Annotated in this window: 12 protein-coding genes; 8 read left to right on the top strand and 4 right to left on the bottom strand. The window is 67.9% G+C overall.

Going from position 1 to position 13,819, the window contains the following annotated elements; all coding sequences use genetic code 11:
- Nucleotides 1-26: 26 nt before the first annotated feature.
- The 3 genes from APS40_RS08965 to APS40_RS08955 all read right to left on the bottom strand — a co-directional run bounded on the left by APS40_RS08965 (nucleotide 27) and on the right by APS40_RS08955 (nucleotide 4,375).
- Complete coding sequence (locus tag APS40_RS08965) at nucleotides 27-782, bottom strand: SDR family oxidoreductase (protein ID WP_055046721.1); 756 nt, start codon at nucleotides 780-782, stop codon at nucleotides 27-29.
- 94 nt (nucleotides 783-876) lie between these two features.
- On the bottom strand, nucleotides 877-1,851 hold the full coding sequence (locus APS40_RS08960) for a zinc-dependent alcohol dehydrogenase family protein (protein ID WP_055046720.1): 975 nt from the start codon (nucleotides 1,849-1,851) through the stop codon (nucleotides 877-879).
- 16 nt (nucleotides 1,852-1,867) lie between these two features.
- Complete coding sequence (locus APS40_RS08955) at nucleotides 1,868-4,375, bottom strand: cation-translocating P-type ATPase (RefSeq protein ID WP_055046719.1); 2,508 nt, start codon at nucleotides 4,373-4,375, stop codon at nucleotides 1,868-1,870.
- Nucleotides 4,376-4,537: 162 nt separating this feature from the next.
- Here APS40_RS08955 and groL point away from each other — a divergent pair, with 162 nt between their 5' ends.
- Nucleotides 4,538-6,166, top strand: coding sequence for a chaperonin GroEL (gene groL, locus APS40_RS08950; RefSeq protein ID WP_055046718.1), 1,629 nt, complete (start codon nucleotides 4,538-4,540; stop codon nucleotides 6,164-6,166).
- A 23-nt stretch (nucleotides 6,167-6,189) separates the two neighbouring features.
- Here the strand turns inward: groL and APS40_RS08945 are convergent, their stop codons facing one another.
- Entirely contained in the window at nucleotides 6,190-8,865 is a 2,676-nt protein-coding gene (locus APS40_RS08945; protein ID WP_055046717.1) for a bifunctional acetate--CoA ligase family protein/GNAT family N-acetyltransferase, read from the bottom strand.
- A gap of 158 nt (nucleotides 8,866-9,023) precedes the next feature.
- Between APS40_RS08945 and APS40_RS08940 the strand changes: the two genes are divergently transcribed.
- From APS40_RS08940 to APS40_RS08915, 7 genes are all read left to right on the top strand, one after another.
- Nucleotides 9,024-9,512: a flavodoxin family protein gene (locus APS40_RS08940; protein WP_055046716.1), complete on the top strand. Its 489-nt coding sequence runs from the start codon at nucleotides 9,024-9,026 to the stop codon at nucleotides 9,510-9,512.
- A gap of 62 nt (nucleotides 9,513-9,574) precedes the next feature.
- Complete coding sequence (locus tag APS40_RS25170; RefSeq protein ID WP_197279466.1) at nucleotides 9,575-9,733, top strand: hypothetical protein; 159 nt, start codon at nucleotides 9,575-9,577, stop codon at nucleotides 9,731-9,733.
- An 8-nt stretch (nucleotides 9,734-9,741) separates the two neighbouring features.
- The gene (locus APS40_RS08935) at nucleotides 9,742-10,572 is read left to right on the top strand and encodes a universal stress protein (protein WP_055046715.1); all 831 of its coding nucleotides are present in this window, start codon (nucleotides 9,742-9,744) and stop codon (nucleotides 10,570-10,572) included.
- On the top strand, nucleotides 10,569-11,201 hold the full coding sequence (locus APS40_RS08930; protein ID WP_055046714.1) for a DUF998 domain-containing protein: 633 nt from the start codon (nucleotides 10,569-10,571) through the stop codon (nucleotides 11,199-11,201). The genes APS40_RS08935 and APS40_RS08930 overlap by 4 nt, the downstream gene beginning before the upstream one ends.
- Nucleotides 11,202-11,279: 78 nt before the next feature.
- Complete coding sequence (locus APS40_RS08925) at nucleotides 11,280-12,749, top strand: PAS domain-containing sensor histidine kinase (protein ID WP_055046713.1); 1,470 nt, start codon at nucleotides 11,280-11,282, stop codon at nucleotides 12,747-12,749.
- Nucleotides 12,742-13,383, top strand: coding sequence for a response regulator FixJ (gene fixJ, locus APS40_RS08920; RefSeq protein WP_055046712.1), 642 nt, complete (start codon nucleotides 12,742-12,744; stop codon nucleotides 13,381-13,383). The genes APS40_RS08925 and fixJ overlap by 8 nt, the downstream gene beginning before the upstream one ends.
- A gap of 78 nt (nucleotides 13,384-13,461) precedes the next feature.
- Entirely contained in the window at nucleotides 13,462-13,803 is a 342-nt protein-coding gene (locus APS40_RS08915; protein WP_055046711.1) for a hypothetical protein, read from the top strand.
- Nucleotides 13,804-13,819: the final 16 nt, after the last annotated feature.

Genomic DNA, 13,819 nt, shown 5'->3' with positions numbered 1-13,819 from the left:
CCGACCCCACGGGCGTCGCATCCGGCTCAAGCGCTGGTCCATCCCATGTCGGCGGGCAGCACGGCGCCGTTGATGTGGCGGGCCTCGTCGGAGGCGAGGAACAGCACGACGTTGGCGATATCGATCGGCTCCAGCATACCCGGGTTGACAGCGTGATAGGCGCCGAGCCGGGCAAGCGCCGCCTGATCGAGACGGGCTTGATCGACGCTTTGCATGATGTTGGTCGACACCCCGCCGGAGGCCACCACGTTGCAGCGGAGGCCGGATTTCGCATATTGGAATGCCGTACTCCGCGTCAGGCCGATCAGCCCATGCTTCGACGCGGTGTAGGCCGCGCCCGCAGACCCTCCACCCAGGCCAGCAACCGACGCGATGTTGACGATGGCGCCGCCGCCCTGTCCGAGCATCAAGGGCACGGCGCGGCGCATGGCGAACATCGGCCCGTCGAGGTTGACTGCGAGCACTCGGCGCCAGGTCTGATTATCGACATCTGCGACAGAAGCGAACAGGTCCATCACGCCGGCATTGTTCACCAGGATGTCGAGGCGGCCGAATTCAGCGATCGCGCGGTCGATCATCCCCGAACACTGGGCTTCGTCCGACACGTCGACGGTCATCGGCACGATGCTGCCACCGATCGCGGCCGCGGCCGTTGCCACCGCCTCGCCGTGCCAATCGGCGGCGAGGACTTTGGCGCCCTGTTCGACCAACAGCCTGGCAATGGCCAGCCCCATGCCGGAGCCCGCTCCTGTGACGACGGCAACCTTGTCCTTGACGCGCATGCTACTTCTCCTTCCGCAGTCGGCCGAGAATGTCAGTCGACCGCCGCGGGCCTCTTGATCGAGGTCAAGCATCGGAAGGGGCTCCTTCAGGCCATCAGGGCGACAGCACCGCGGCGCCCTTGATGGAGCCGGACCTGAGGTCCGCCAGAGCCCGGTTGGCGTCGTCCAGACGATAGCGTGTCACCGTCGTCTCCAGTCTCAGCGATGCGAGGCGGGCAAAGAACTCGGTGGCGTCCGCCGTGGTCAGGTTTGCCACCGAGGCGATCTCCCGCTCGCCCCACAGGTCGGCATAGGGAAATGTCGGGATGTCGCTCATGTGGATGCCGGCGCAGACGACCCGGCCGCCCTTGCGCACCAGCCGCAGCGAAAGCGGTACGAGCTCGCCTGCCGGCGCGAAGATGATGACCGCATCGAGCTTTTCGGCGGGGTGCTCGTTGGTCCCACCGGCCCAGACGGCGCCAAGACCGCGGGCGAAGGACTGGCCGCCGGTATCGCCGGGCCTGGTGAAAGCGTAGACCGCGACGCCGTCGGCATGGGCCAACTGGGTGATGATGTGGGCCGCCGCGCCGAAGCCCATCAGACCCAGGCGCTGCGGCTCGCCGGCCCGCCGGTAGGAGCGAAAGCCGATCAGCCCGGCGCAGAGCAGGGGGGCAAGGTGGGAGTCGTCCCCGGCGGGCGGCAGGGGCACGCAGTTGGCAGCGCGGGCGACGCAGTATTCCGCATAGCCGCCATCGCGGTCATAGCCAGTGAATTGCGGCCGGTCGCAGAGGTTCTCCTGTCCGGCGCGGCAGAACCTGCACTGCCCACAGGTGCCGCCAAGCCAGGGCACGCCGACCCGGTCGCCGACGGCGAAGCCCGCCGCACCGGCCGCCACGAGCCCGACGATCTCGTGCCCCGGCACAAGGGGCAGCCGATGCGCCGGCAGGTCGCCGTCGACGATGTGCAGGTCGGTGCGGCAGACGCCGCAGGCGGTGACCCTGATCAGCAGCTCGTCCGGCGCCGGGGTGGGGATGGGGATGTCGTCGAGCACCAGGGGACTGCCGACCTTGTGCAACCGCATGGCACGCATTTCAAACCTCCAGGGCTCAGAAGGCGCCGACGATCCGCCGTACCGGCGCCAGCAGTTTGCCGGCCTCTACGAGGACGAAGGCGCTCAGGGCAGCGGCGGCGGCGACAGCCAGCTCGATCACGGAAGGCAGGCCGAAATAGAAGATCCCGCGCAGCGCCGGAACGTAGAGGGCCAGCACGATCAGGGTCAGCGTAGCGCCGGCAATGGGTACGAACAATGGCTGCGGGCGGGGCAGGGTACCGGTGAACAGCGAGTGCTGGCTCGAGTTGCTGAGCACCAGTCCGAGGTTGCCGATGATGGTGGTCACGATCGTCATGGCTCGCGCGACATCGGTGTCGACTCCGATAGCCAGGGCGCCCGCATAGATGCCGAACGCCGCGACGAGCACCGCCGTGCCTTGTGCGAGGCCATAGAACAGCTGCGGCAGCGCGGCGACGCTCTCGCTGCGCCGGCGCGGCGGACGGCACATGATGTCGGGCTCCGGCGGCGTGTCCTCGAAGGCGAGCGAGGACATCGAGTCGACGACCATTTCCAGGACCACGACATGGAGCGGCCAGATGATGACGGGCAGGCCGAGGACCACGGGAAGAAAGCCCAGTCCGGCGATGGGGACGTGCACTGCAGCAATGTAGATGATGACCTTGCGCAGGTTATCGAAGATCCGACGCCCCAGCCGGATTCCCTCGATGATGCGGCCAAAATCCTCGTCGAGCAGCACGATTCCGGCGGCCTCGCGCGCTACATCGGTGCCGCGCCTGCCCATGGCGATCCCGATGTCGGCGGATCTGAGCGCCGGCGCGTCGTTGACGCCGTCCCCGGTCATCGCGACCGTCTCGCCATTGGCCTGCAGCGCGTCGACCAGCTGAAGCTTCTGCTCGGGCCGCACCCGGGCGAAGACGCTGACCGTGCGGGCCCATTGCTGCAGCTGGTCAGGGCCGGCGTCCTGCAGTTGCTCGCCGGTGACGATTTCGGCGTGAGGAATGCCGGCATCGGCAGCGATGCTGCGGGCGGTGGCCGGAAAGTCTCCGGTGATCATCTTGACCTGAACGCCCGCTGCATGGGCGGCGGCCACCGCAGCCGGCACGCTGGCGCGCACCGGGTCCTCGAAGGCGAGGAGGCCCAGGCAGCGGAAAGCGAACTGGCGCGGATCGTCGGGTAACCCCTCAGCGTCCCAGTCGGCCTCCGCCACCGCCAGTACCCGCAGCCCGCGCCTTGCCAGCTCGTGGGCGCGGTCCAGCATCGAGGCGGCGTCCTCAGCCTGCATCGGGCACATGCCGAGCACCGCTTCGGGGGCGCCCTTGGTGGCCACCAACAGCCGGCCATGGCTGTCGCGCCACGCCTGGGAAACGGCCAGGAGGGCGGTCGTCAGCCCGTATTCCCGCTCCAGTCCGAAGCCTTCGTCGAGGTCCGATGCCAGCACGCTGTCCGCGAGGTCGAACACTGCCAGATCCATCGGATCGTAGCCGCCGCGGCGGGAGGCATAGCGGGCGTATCGCAGCAGAGGCACGAAGCTGGCCGGCAGCACGGCTTTCTGCCGCGCGTCGAGCCGCGTCGCGCCGTCGTCGAGATAGCGCAGCTGCATGCGGTTCTCGGTGATGGTGCCGGTCTTGTCGACGCACAGGCAGGTCGTCGCGCCGAGGGCCTCGACGGCCGCGGCGCGCCGCACCAGGACGCCGACCTGCGCCAACCGCCAGCTGCCGATGGCGAGGAAGATGGCCAGCGCCACCGGGAATTCCTCGGGCAGCATCGCCATGCCGAGCGCGATGCCGGAAAGGATGCCCTGCGTCCAATCCTGCCGCGCCAGCCCGTAATAGACCGCCAGGCCGCCGCACACGACAAGGGCCAGGATGCCGAAGATGCGGACGAGCCGGCCTGTCGCCTGCTGCAGGTGCGTTTGCTCGGGCACGATGCGCGCGAGGGACGAGCCGAGCTTGCCGGTTTCGGTGCGTGAACCGGTTTCGGTCAGGCGGGCGATACCGTGGCCGCTGACGACGAGCGTGCTGCCGAACACCCGATTGCCGGTGGGCGACACCGTCTTGTCCACGGGTACGCTTTCCCCGGTGAGCAGCGATTCGTCGATGGCCAGCTGGGTGGCCGACAGCATGACGCCATCGGCGGGGACGCGCTCGCCTTCGTTGAGAATGACCAGATCCCCGGGCACCAGGTCTGCAGCGGGGAGGCGCATGTCCTCGCCGTCGCGCCTCACCCGGGCAATCGGGGCGGCGAGCTGCCGCAGCGCGGCGAGGGCGTCCTCGCTCCGCCGCTCCTGGATCAGCATCAGCGAGATGCTGAACAGGGCGAAGAGCATCAGCATGATGCCCTCGGCCATGCTGCCGAGAACGAAATAGATGGCCGCCGCCAGCAGCAGGAGGATCAGCATGGGCTCCCGCACCAGGCGCAGCAGCCGATCCCGCAACGTCGGGGGACGGGCGGAGGGCAGGCTGTTGGGGCCATACACGCCGAGTCTGCGCCAGGCCTCGGCGCTGGTCAGGCCGGATAGAAGCTCCATTTCGATCGTGTTCACCTTATCGCTCCCCAGCCGGTTGGCGGCCGATGCAGCCTAGGGTGGGGCGGGCCGTGGCGGTTGATCGAGGTCAAGTTCCGCCGGATGCCACTTGATGCCGATCAAAACCGGCCAGGCGCGTTGACGCCACACTGGCGGCAAATCCAGCAGGGGAATGTGGCCATGCCGTACAAGCAGGTGCTGTTTCGGTCCGAAGCGCGCGAGCGGATCCTCCGGGGGGCCACGCAACTGGCCGATGCGGTGAGCATTACCCTGGGGCCGCGCTCGAAATCGGTGCTCATCGAAAAGAAGTGGGGCGCGCCGATCGTCTGCAATGACGGGGTCACCATCGCCAAGGAGTTCAGCCTCAAGAACGCCGAGGAGAACCTGGGCGCGCGCATGCTCCGGCAGGCGGCAGAAAAGACCGGCGACATCGTCGGCGACGGCACCAGCACGTCGACCGTTCTCGCGCATGCCATGTTCGCCGATGGCGTGCGGAACGTCGTCGCCGGGGCCAGTGCCGTCGATCTCAAGCGCGGACTCGAGCGCGGGGCGCAAACCGCGATCGCGGCGCTCAAGGCGCTGTCCCGCCCGATCCGCAATCGCGAGGAGAAGGCGCAGGTGGCGGCAATCTCGGCGCACAACGACGCCGATGTCGGCAGGATCGTCGCCGACGCCATGGACAAGGTGGGCGAGGAGGGGGTGATCACCGTCGAAGAGGCCAAGACCACCGAGACCACGCTTGAGGTGGTCGAGGGCATGCAGTTCGACCGCGGTTACATCTCGCCCTATTTCGTCACCAATCCCGAGCGGATGGAAGCGGTGCTCGAGGATGCCCTGGTGCTGATCGTCGACGGCAAGGTAAGCGGTCTCACCGACCTGCTGGGCCTGCTCGAAGCGGTAGCCAAGTCGGGCGCACCACTGCTCATCGTGGCCGAAGACGTCGAGGGCGAGGCGCTGGCGACGCTGATCGTCAACACCCTGCGCGCCACGTTTCGCAACTGTGCGGTCAAGGCGCCCGGCTTCGGCGATCGGCGCAAGGCCATGCTCGAGGACATCGCCACCCTCACCGGGGGACAGGTCGTCTCGCACGATCTCGGCATCAAGCTCGAAAACGTCACGATCGAGATGCTCGGCAAGGCCACCCGGGTGGTGGTCGACAAGGATTCGACCACCATCGTGGGCGGCAAGGGCAGCAAGGCGGCGATCACCGGGCGGGCGGAGCAACTGCGCCGCGAAATCAAGAAGACGACCAGCGACTACGATCGGGAAAAACTCGAGGAGCGGCTCGCCAAGCTGGCCGGCGGCGTTGCCGTCATCCGCGTCGGCGCCGCCACCGAGGCCGAGATGAAGGCCAGGAAGGACGCGCTCGACGACGCGATCAGCGCCACCAAGGCAGCCGTGGCCGAGGGCATCGTGCCCGGTGGCGGGCTGGCGCTGCTGCGCTGCGCCCCGGCTGTGGATGCCGAGATCGCGGCAGCCGAGGGCGACGAGCGCACCGGGCTGCAGATCCTGCGGCGAGCGCTCGAGGCGCCGGCGCGACAGATCGCCGAGAACTCTGCGGTCGATGGCGGCGTGGTCGTTTCGCGGATGCTCGAAAGCACGGGGGCCATCGGGTTCGACGCGGCAAAAAAGGCCTATGTCGACCTGCTGCAGGTGGGGATCGTCGATCCCACCAAGGTGGTGCGGGTCGGTCTCGAGAACGCGGTGAGCGTCGCCAGCACGCTGCTGCTGACCGAGGCGACCATGACCGAGGGACCGGAGGAGCCCAAGGCACGTGAGCCCGCTCCCGAAATGGCCGGCGACTTCTGAGCCCAAGGGGAGGTTCGGGCGCTCTAGCCGAGCTGCAGCCTCACCCTGACGGTTTCGTTCGGCTCGCTGTCGGGAACCTGGGAGAACCCCATGCGGGCGGCGAGGTCGAGCATGGTGCCATTCTCCCTCAGGATCATTCCCTCGATCGTGGCGAGCCCATCCGCCCGGGCATAGTCGAGCAACTGGCGCATCAGCGCCGTGCCCAGCCCCAATCCGTGCAGGTCGCTCCGCACCATGATGCCGAACTCGGCGCTCAGGTGGTCGGGATCGGAGGCGAACCGGCTGATGCCCGCGAGGTCTCCCGTTTGGGCTTCGAGCGCGACGAACGCGATGTCGCGATCGTAGTCGAGCTGGCTGAGCCGGATGATCATTTCCTGCGAGAGCGTCCGCATCGGGGTGAGGAAACGCAAACGCAGGTCCTCGGCGGTCACGCGTTCGAGGAATCTGGGATAGAGCGCCGCATCCGCGGGTCGCATCGGGCGGATGTTGAAGCGGCGGCCGGCGCAGTCGACACGCTGCTCCCAGCCCGAGGGGTAGGGGCGAACTGCCAGCCGCCGGTTGGGCCCGGGCTCGCCGAGCCGGTCGGGTGCGATCTCGATGCGGGCATCGAGCGCCACGGCGCCGCTTTCGTCGACCAACAGCGGATTGATGTCGATCGCCACGATGCCCGGTTGCTCGATCGCCAGTTGCGAGAGCGAGAGCAGCGCCGCTATCACTGCCGGCCGCGCGGCCGGCGGCTGGTCGCGATAGCCCGCCATGAGCCGCGAGATGCGGGTCGCATCGATCAGGTCGCCCGCCAGCACCTCGTCGAGCGGCACCAGGCCCATTGCCGTGTCGCGCACGACTTCGACCGAAACCCCGCCGGCGCCGAAGACGATGACGGGCCCGAAGCCCGGATCGGTGTTGAGCCCCACCAGCAGCTCGTGGGCGTGCCGCCGGCGGATCATCGGCTGCACCGTGAACCCCTCGAACGCCGCGAGCCCGGCTGCCGAAGCCCTGGCGCGGATTGCTGCCGCGGCCTTGCGCGCCAGCTCCGGGCTCGTCAGGTCGAGGACCACGCCGCCGATGTCGGATTTGTGGGTGACCTGCCGAGCCAGCAGCTTCACCACCAGGGTGTCGTGCCGCCCGAGCAGCTCGGTGGCGATGTCGGCCACCTCCTGTTCGGTCGTGGCCGTCCGCGTTTCCGGCACCGGTATGCCGTAGGCGGCGAGCACCGCCTTGGCCTCGGGCTCGGTCAGCACCGTCCGGCCGTCACGCGCAACCTGGCCGAGGATGCATCGCACCGGTTCGGCGTCGCTCTGCACGGTGCCGGCGCTTGGGGGGACACGCTCCAGCCGCTCGCGCAGTCGCGACCAGCGAGTGAGGAAATCCACCGCCTGGGCGGCCGCGGCCGGCGTGTCGACAGCCACGATGCCCCGCTCGCGCAGGGCGCTTCTGGCAGGTTCGGCCGTCTGCTTGCCGAGCCAGCAGCCGATCGTCGGTTTGCCGGCGATCGTGCCGTTGCTGGCGAGCCCGGCGACGGCCAGGGCGGCGTCGAGCGGGGAGGAGAGGGCGGTCGGGCAGTTCATCGCCAGCACCACGTCGACCGCCGCGTCGGCCGCGACGGCCGAGACGGCGGCGGTGTAACGATCGGGTGGTGCGTCTCCGATAATGTCGACCGGGTTGGCATGCGACCATGTCGCCGGCAGCGCCGCATCGAGCGTCGCGATCGTTCGGGGCCCGAGGGTCGCGAGGCTGCCGCCCAGATCGAGCAGGTCGTCGACGGCGAGCACGCCGGCGCCGCCGCCATTGGTGACGATGCCGAGACGGCCGGACTTCAGCGGCCGGAAGCGGGTCGTGACCTCGGCGGCATAGAACAGTTGCTCGAGGTTCCGCACCCGGATGACGCCGGCGCGGCCGAGCGCGGCCTCGATCACCGCATCGGAGCCGGTGAGGGCGCCGGTATGGGTCATCGCGGCCCGGGCCGCCTCGCCATGCCGGCCGGGCTTGACCGCGATCACCGGCTTGAGGCGGGCGGCGGCGCGCGCGGCGGACATGAACTTGCGCGGTTCGGGCACCGATTCCAGATACATCAGGATGGTCGAGGTCGCCGCGTCCATCGCCAGCCAGTTGAGGCAGTCACCGACATCGACATCGGCCATGTCGCCCAGCGATATCAACTGGGAGAAGCCGAGCCGCTCGGCGGCTGCCCAATCGACGATCGAGCTGACGATGGCGCCCGATTGCGAGATGAGGCCCAGCCGGCCGGCCATCGCCGGCAGATGCGCAAAACTGGCGTTGAGCGAAACCAGCGGCGACAGCATGCCGATGGTGTTGGGGCCGACGACACGCATCAGGTGCGGCCGGGCCGCGTCCAGCATGGCCTGCCTGAGCCCACTCGTCGCGTCGACGCCGGCGGTGATCACCACGGCCGCCTTGCAACCGCGGCTGCCGAGCTCGCCAATCACGCCGGGTATGGCGCGGGGCGGGGTCACGATCACCGCCAGGTCGGGCGCTTCGGGCAGTTGCGCGGCGTTGCGGTAGCAGGCCATGCCCTCGATCTGCTCGTATTTTGGATTGACCGGGTAGATGGCGCCCGCGAACCCGCCAGCGCGGATATTGCGGAGCACGATCGCGCCGACCGATTGGGAACGTTGCGAGGCCCCCACCACGGCGACGGACTTGGGACGAAAGCACTGCTCGAGGTTCCGAATGGTCATGTCTACCGCTGGGATGAGAGCGGTCGCCGAATAGCCATCCGCTCGTTTGCAGGAACTGCAGGCTTCCTTTTCACGGCGGGCGCCCCTGCGACTTGAGCCAGATCAAGCCGGGCTGCGATGAGCCGTGCTCCCGTGGGTGAAACGCGGGAAGACCGAAGATGACAGCGCTGGTGCTCTATTACTCCAATACCGGGAACACGCAGAAGGTTGCGAGGGCGCTCGCCGAGCAACTGGGCGCCGAACTGGCCGAGATCACCTGCCAGACGTACCTCGCCTGGTATGGGCCCGTCGCCATGGCCTGGGACATCTTCACACGGCACCGTCCACGCGTGACCGTCGTCGCGCCCCGCGATGCGCATTACGACCTGGTGGTGGTCGGCGGCCCGGTCTGGGCGGCGCGCGCGGCGCCGCCGGTGCTGAGCGCGATGCAGAAGCTGCCGGCGGCAGACGCCACCGCCGTCTTTCTTACCTGTCGCGGCACCAGCCCCAGCTCGCCGCCCGAGCCGGCCCTGGCCGAGATGCAGGTCGCCGCCGGATCGAAGGGGCAGGCAAGCCGGATCTTCCGCGAGGAGGAGGTGCGCGGTCCTGCCCTGAGCGAGAAGATCGCCGAATTCGCCGGCCGACTGAGAGCCGGAGCCGCGGTTTGACGGAAATCAAATCCGGCAGCCCGTGTCTGGACAACATGCGCTCAGACGGTTTGGAGGCTCACATGGAACGGATACAGGTCACACAGCACAGCTCGCTTGGCGCGCTGTGGTTTGCCGGTTGGCTCTTCACCATCGGCTACCTGAAGCTGCAGTTCTGGATGGGCGTGCTCGCCCTGTTCATCTGGCCCTATTTCATCGGCAGCCACTTCGTCGCGCAATAGAGGTCGGCGTGATCAACGATATCGCCATTCACCTGACCGGCTCGGGCGAGGACGCCTTCCGTATCGGCGAGGCTGCGGCAGTTGCGCGGACACTGGATGCGCGTCTGACCGGGATCTACCTGCACCAATTGCCCGAGGTGCTCGCCATCACCGATCCGAGCGGCTCGGCCTTCCTGCGGCGACTGGTGGCGCAGTCCGAGGCCGAAGCCGAGGCAGCGGTCAAGGCGGCCGATCAAGACCTTCGCCGGTTCGGCCTGCCCTATGAGGTGAGGCGGCTCGACGTCTATCCGCGCCAGGCGGGCGAGGCGATGTCGAACCTGGTACGCCAGTCCGACCTGTTCGTCGGGACACGCCCCTACGGCGATCCGGACAAGGCACAGGCGATCGAAGAGGCGGTGCTGTTCCAGTCGGGTCGGCCCTGCCTGTTCGTGCCGCCGTCGTACCAGCGCCGCTCCGTCTGCGAGAACGTGCTGCTTGCCTGGAAGAACACCCCTGAGGCGGCCCGCGCCGTCGCCGATGCGATGCCGTTGCTGAAGCGCGCGAAGTCGGTGGTCGTCGCCATCGTCGACGAAGCCCTCGGCGCGCCCGAGGAGCAGGGCAACGCGCCGGACGAGGATGTCGGTCGCTACCTGAGCCGGCACGGCATCAAGGCCGACGTCCACATCATCGATGGCTGGACCAACACCGGCGCCGCCATTCTCAACGAGGCCGCGAGGACTGCCGCGCATCTCATCGTCATGGGAGCCTATGGCCATTCGCGGCTGCGCGAGTGGCTGCTCGGTGGGGCGACCCGCGAAGTCCTGAGCTCGGCCCCCGTGCCGGTGCTGGTGTCGCATTGAGCCGCCTCGAACATCTTGCGCTGTGGGGAGGCATCGCAGCGCCGCTGCTCTATGTCGTCACTGTGCTGGCCGCCGGGGCGGTGCTGCCCGGATATGATCCGGTGGCCGACCCGATCAGCGCCCTCACCGCGGCCGGACGCCCCAGCATCAGGTGGATCGAGGCCGGCTTCGGCCTCTACAACCTGCTGCTCGCGGCCTTTGCCGGCGTCGGCTGGAGCTTGGCCGGACGCAACTGGCGACCGGTCTTTGCCACCCTCATGGTGACGGCCGGCGCCGGGCTGCTGATGTGGCCGTTTGCCATGGACATGCGGGGGGTGCCGATATCGGCGCATGGCGTCGTGCATCTGGGGCTCGCTGCGGTGGCCAGCATATCGACGATCGTCGCCGTGCTGTTGTCCGCTATTGCCTGGCGCCGCGCCGGAGACCGCCGGATGGCGAGGTTCTGTGCCCTCTGCCTGCTGGTCATCACCCTGTCGGGGGCGGTCGCCGGGGTTGCGACGGCGACCGGGTGGCCGATCGCGGGGCTGCTCGAGCGTCTGACGATCGGCGGCTTCATGCTCTGGCTGGCGGTCACTGCCGCTCGATTTGCCGGCACGTCAAAGCTTGCCCCCACCGGGGCGTCTCACTAGTCTGCCATGGCGTGGCTCGATCGGAGATTGTCGCCTCGGGAGCGGCTTGACGATATCGCGCATTGGCGGGACGACAGCATGGCGGTTGACGGCGCAGCGAAGGGCAGGTGGGCGCCTTACCTGGTGGCCCTGTTCATGGTCCTCGCGATCTTCATGGTGCGCTACGCCCTCGATGAACTGGTGCCGCGTTCCGCGGTCGGGCTGGTCTTCGTTCCGGCGGTGCTGGTGGCCTCGATGCTGGGCGGCCTGCTGCCTGGCGTCTTCGCGACCTTGATTGCGGCTCCAGCGGTACTCTACCTGCTGTTCGACCCCTCCGAGTCCGCGCTGGCGGTCGGGGTCAATATCGGCCTGTTCGTGCTGGTAGGCGCGATCGTGGCCTGGCTGGGCGGAATGCTGCACCGTTCGCTTCGCCGCCAGGCCGAAACGCTGGCCTCGCTTCAGACGCGCGAGGCCCACCTGCAATCGATCCTCGATACCGTTCCCGATGCCACCGTGGTGATCGAGACCGATGGCACCGTCACATCCTTCAACAAGGCGGCCGTGCGGCAGTTCGGCTATCAACCCGAGGAAGTGATCGGCCAGAACGTGCGCATGCTCATGCCATCGCCCTACCGCGAGCAGCATGACGGCTATATCGACCGCTATCTTACCACCGGCGAGAAGCGCATCATCGGCGTCGATCGGGTGGTCGTGGGGCGCCGCAAGGACGGCTCCACCTTTCCGATGACCCTCGCGGTGGGAGAAACGAGGATCGCCGGCAAACGCCATTTCACCGGCTTCATCCGCGACCTCACCGAACGGCAGGAGAGCGCGGCGCAGCTCGAGGCGGCGCAAGGCGAGCTGGCCCGACTGGCGCGCCTCAACGAACTGGGAGAGATGGCCTCGACGCTGGCGCACGAGCTGAACCAGCCGCTCGCATCCATCGCCAACTATGTCCAGGGCTGCGCCATGATGCTGGACAAGGTCGGCGAGGAATATGCGGTGCGGATGCGCGGCGCCCTGACCGAGGCGGCCAAGCAGGCCCTGCGCGCCGGCGACATCATCCGGCACCTGCGCGAGTTCGTTACCCGCGGCGATACCGAGCGACGGCCGGAGGATATGCGCAAACTGGTCGAAGAAGCCGGAGCGCTGGCCCTGATGGGCTCGCGCGAACGCGGTGTCAGGGCGCATTTCGAGTTCGGCCCCGGCGACAGCCTGGTTGTCGTGGACAGGGTGCAGATTCAGCAGGTGCTGACCAATCTGATGCGGAACGCGGTGGAGGCGATGACCGACAGCCAGACCCGGGAACTGACCGTCAGCACCCGGCAAGAAGACGATCGGCTGCTGGTCGAGGTGGCCGATACCGGCACTGGCATTTCAGAAGAAGTTGCCAGCCGCCTGTTCCAGCCCTTCGTTACAAGCAAACCAGGCGGCATGGGTGTCGGGCTGTCGATCTCCCAACGCATCGTCGGTTCGCATGGCGGCGAGATTTCGGTTTCGCGCAACCAGTCGGGAGGGGCTACCTTCTCGTTCAGCCTGCCCATCGTGAAGGAGATGCAGGGTGAGTAGTGCAAACGTGGTGGTGCACATCGTCGACGACGAAGAGGCCGTGCGCAGTTCACTGGCCTTTCTGCTGGATGTGTCGGGGTTTGCCGTGCGCACCCACGCTACCGCGCAGTCGTTCCTCGAGGTGGCCGGCGGCATTCGCAACGGGTGTCTCGTCACCGATCTGAGGATGCCCGATATGGATGGCGTGGAGTTGCTTCGCCGGCTCCGCGCCTCCGGTCACATGATGCCGTCCATCGTCGTGACCGGGCATGGCGACGTGCAGATGGCAGTGGAAGCGATGAAGAACGGTGCCATCGACTTCATCGAAAAGCCGTTCAGCAACGAGACCATCGTCGAGTCGATCCGGCGTGCCGTAGACCTCGCGACCTCGCAGGTCGACGCCGAACAGGGGCGCGAGCGGGTGCGCGACCGGCTGCGCAGCCTCAGCGAGCGCGAGCGGCAGGTGCTCGCGGGCGTGGTGGACGGCCTGCCCAACAAGCTGATTGCGGGCGAGCTGGGCATCAGCCCACGCACGGTCGAGGTGTATCGTGCCGCGCTGATGGGCAAGATGCAGGCCCGAAGCCTGGCCGAGCTGGTGCGGATGGTGATGGACATCGATCTGTCTGCGCTGGACGGCCCGGCCGGCGCGCCTTGATCTAGCGCAAGAAAGCGCGCTTCGACTCGTCATAGCGTTCAAACGCACCGATGGCGTTCGATGCGGAAAGAACAGCAGATGGCTCAGTTGCTTGTCGTTGCGCCAAACGCGACCTTTCGAAACTCGCTGCGGTTCGCTCTCGAAGCCGAAGGCTACGATGTGACGGCCATGGCGTCGCTGGCGACCGGGGACTCCCCCTCATCGCCGTTCGACTGCTCGATCATCGACCATCATGCCCTCGATCGCGGTGGCCTCGAGGGCCCCAGGATCCTCAAGGCGTTCGCGCCCGTGGTGCTGCTGGCCAACAGCCCGGCCCACCCGTTGGCCGCCCTGAGCTTTCGCACCCTCACCAAGCCCACCCTGGGGGCATCGCTGTCGGAGGCGGTGCGGGCGGCAATCGCGGCGCGGCGTGCCACCTAGTAGAATCCCTAGTACA

Source organism: Devosia sp. A16 (genome assembly GCF_001402915.1).
GTDB lineage: Bacteria > Pseudomonadota > Alphaproteobacteria > Rhizobiales > Devosiaceae > Devosia_A.
Note: the sequence above shows the minus strand (reverse complement) of the source record. Positions and strands in the feature narration are given on the sequence as shown.

What these genes read in the sequence shown, in the direction of transcription:
- APS40_RS25170 (WP_197279466.1), top strand. Translation starts at nt 9,575, where the DNA reads ATGGAACGGATACAGGTCACACAGCACAGCTCGCTTGGCGCGCTGTGG.
- APS40_RS08945 (WP_055046717.1), bottom strand. Translation starts at nt 8,865, where the DNA reads ATGACCATTCGGAACCTCGAGCAGTGCTTTCGTCCCAAGTCCGTCGCC.
- APS40_RS08925 (WP_055046713.1), top strand. Translation starts at nt 11,280, where the DNA reads ATGGCGGTTGACGGCGCAGCGAAGGGCAGGTGGGCGCCTTACCTGGTG.
- APS40_RS08915 (WP_055046711.1), top strand. Translation starts at nt 13,462, where the DNA reads ATGGCTCAGTTGCTTGTCGTTGCGCCAAACGCGACCTTTCGAAACTCG.
- groL (WP_055046718.1), top strand. Translation starts at nt 4,538, where the DNA reads ATGCCGTACAAGCAGGTGCTGTTTCGGTCCGAAGCGCGCGAGCGGATC.
- APS40_RS08940 (WP_055046716.1), top strand. Translation starts at nt 9,024, where the DNA reads ATGACAGCGCTGGTGCTCTATTACTCCAATACCGGGAACACGCAGAAG.
- APS40_RS08965 (WP_055046721.1), bottom strand. Translation starts at nt 782, where the DNA reads ATGCGCGTCAAGGACAAGGTTGCCGTCGTCACAGGAGCGGGCTCCGGC.
- APS40_RS08960 (WP_055046720.1), bottom strand. Translation starts at nt 1,851, where the DNA reads ATGCGTGCCATGCGGTTGCACAAGGTCGGCAGTCCCCTGGTGCTCGAC.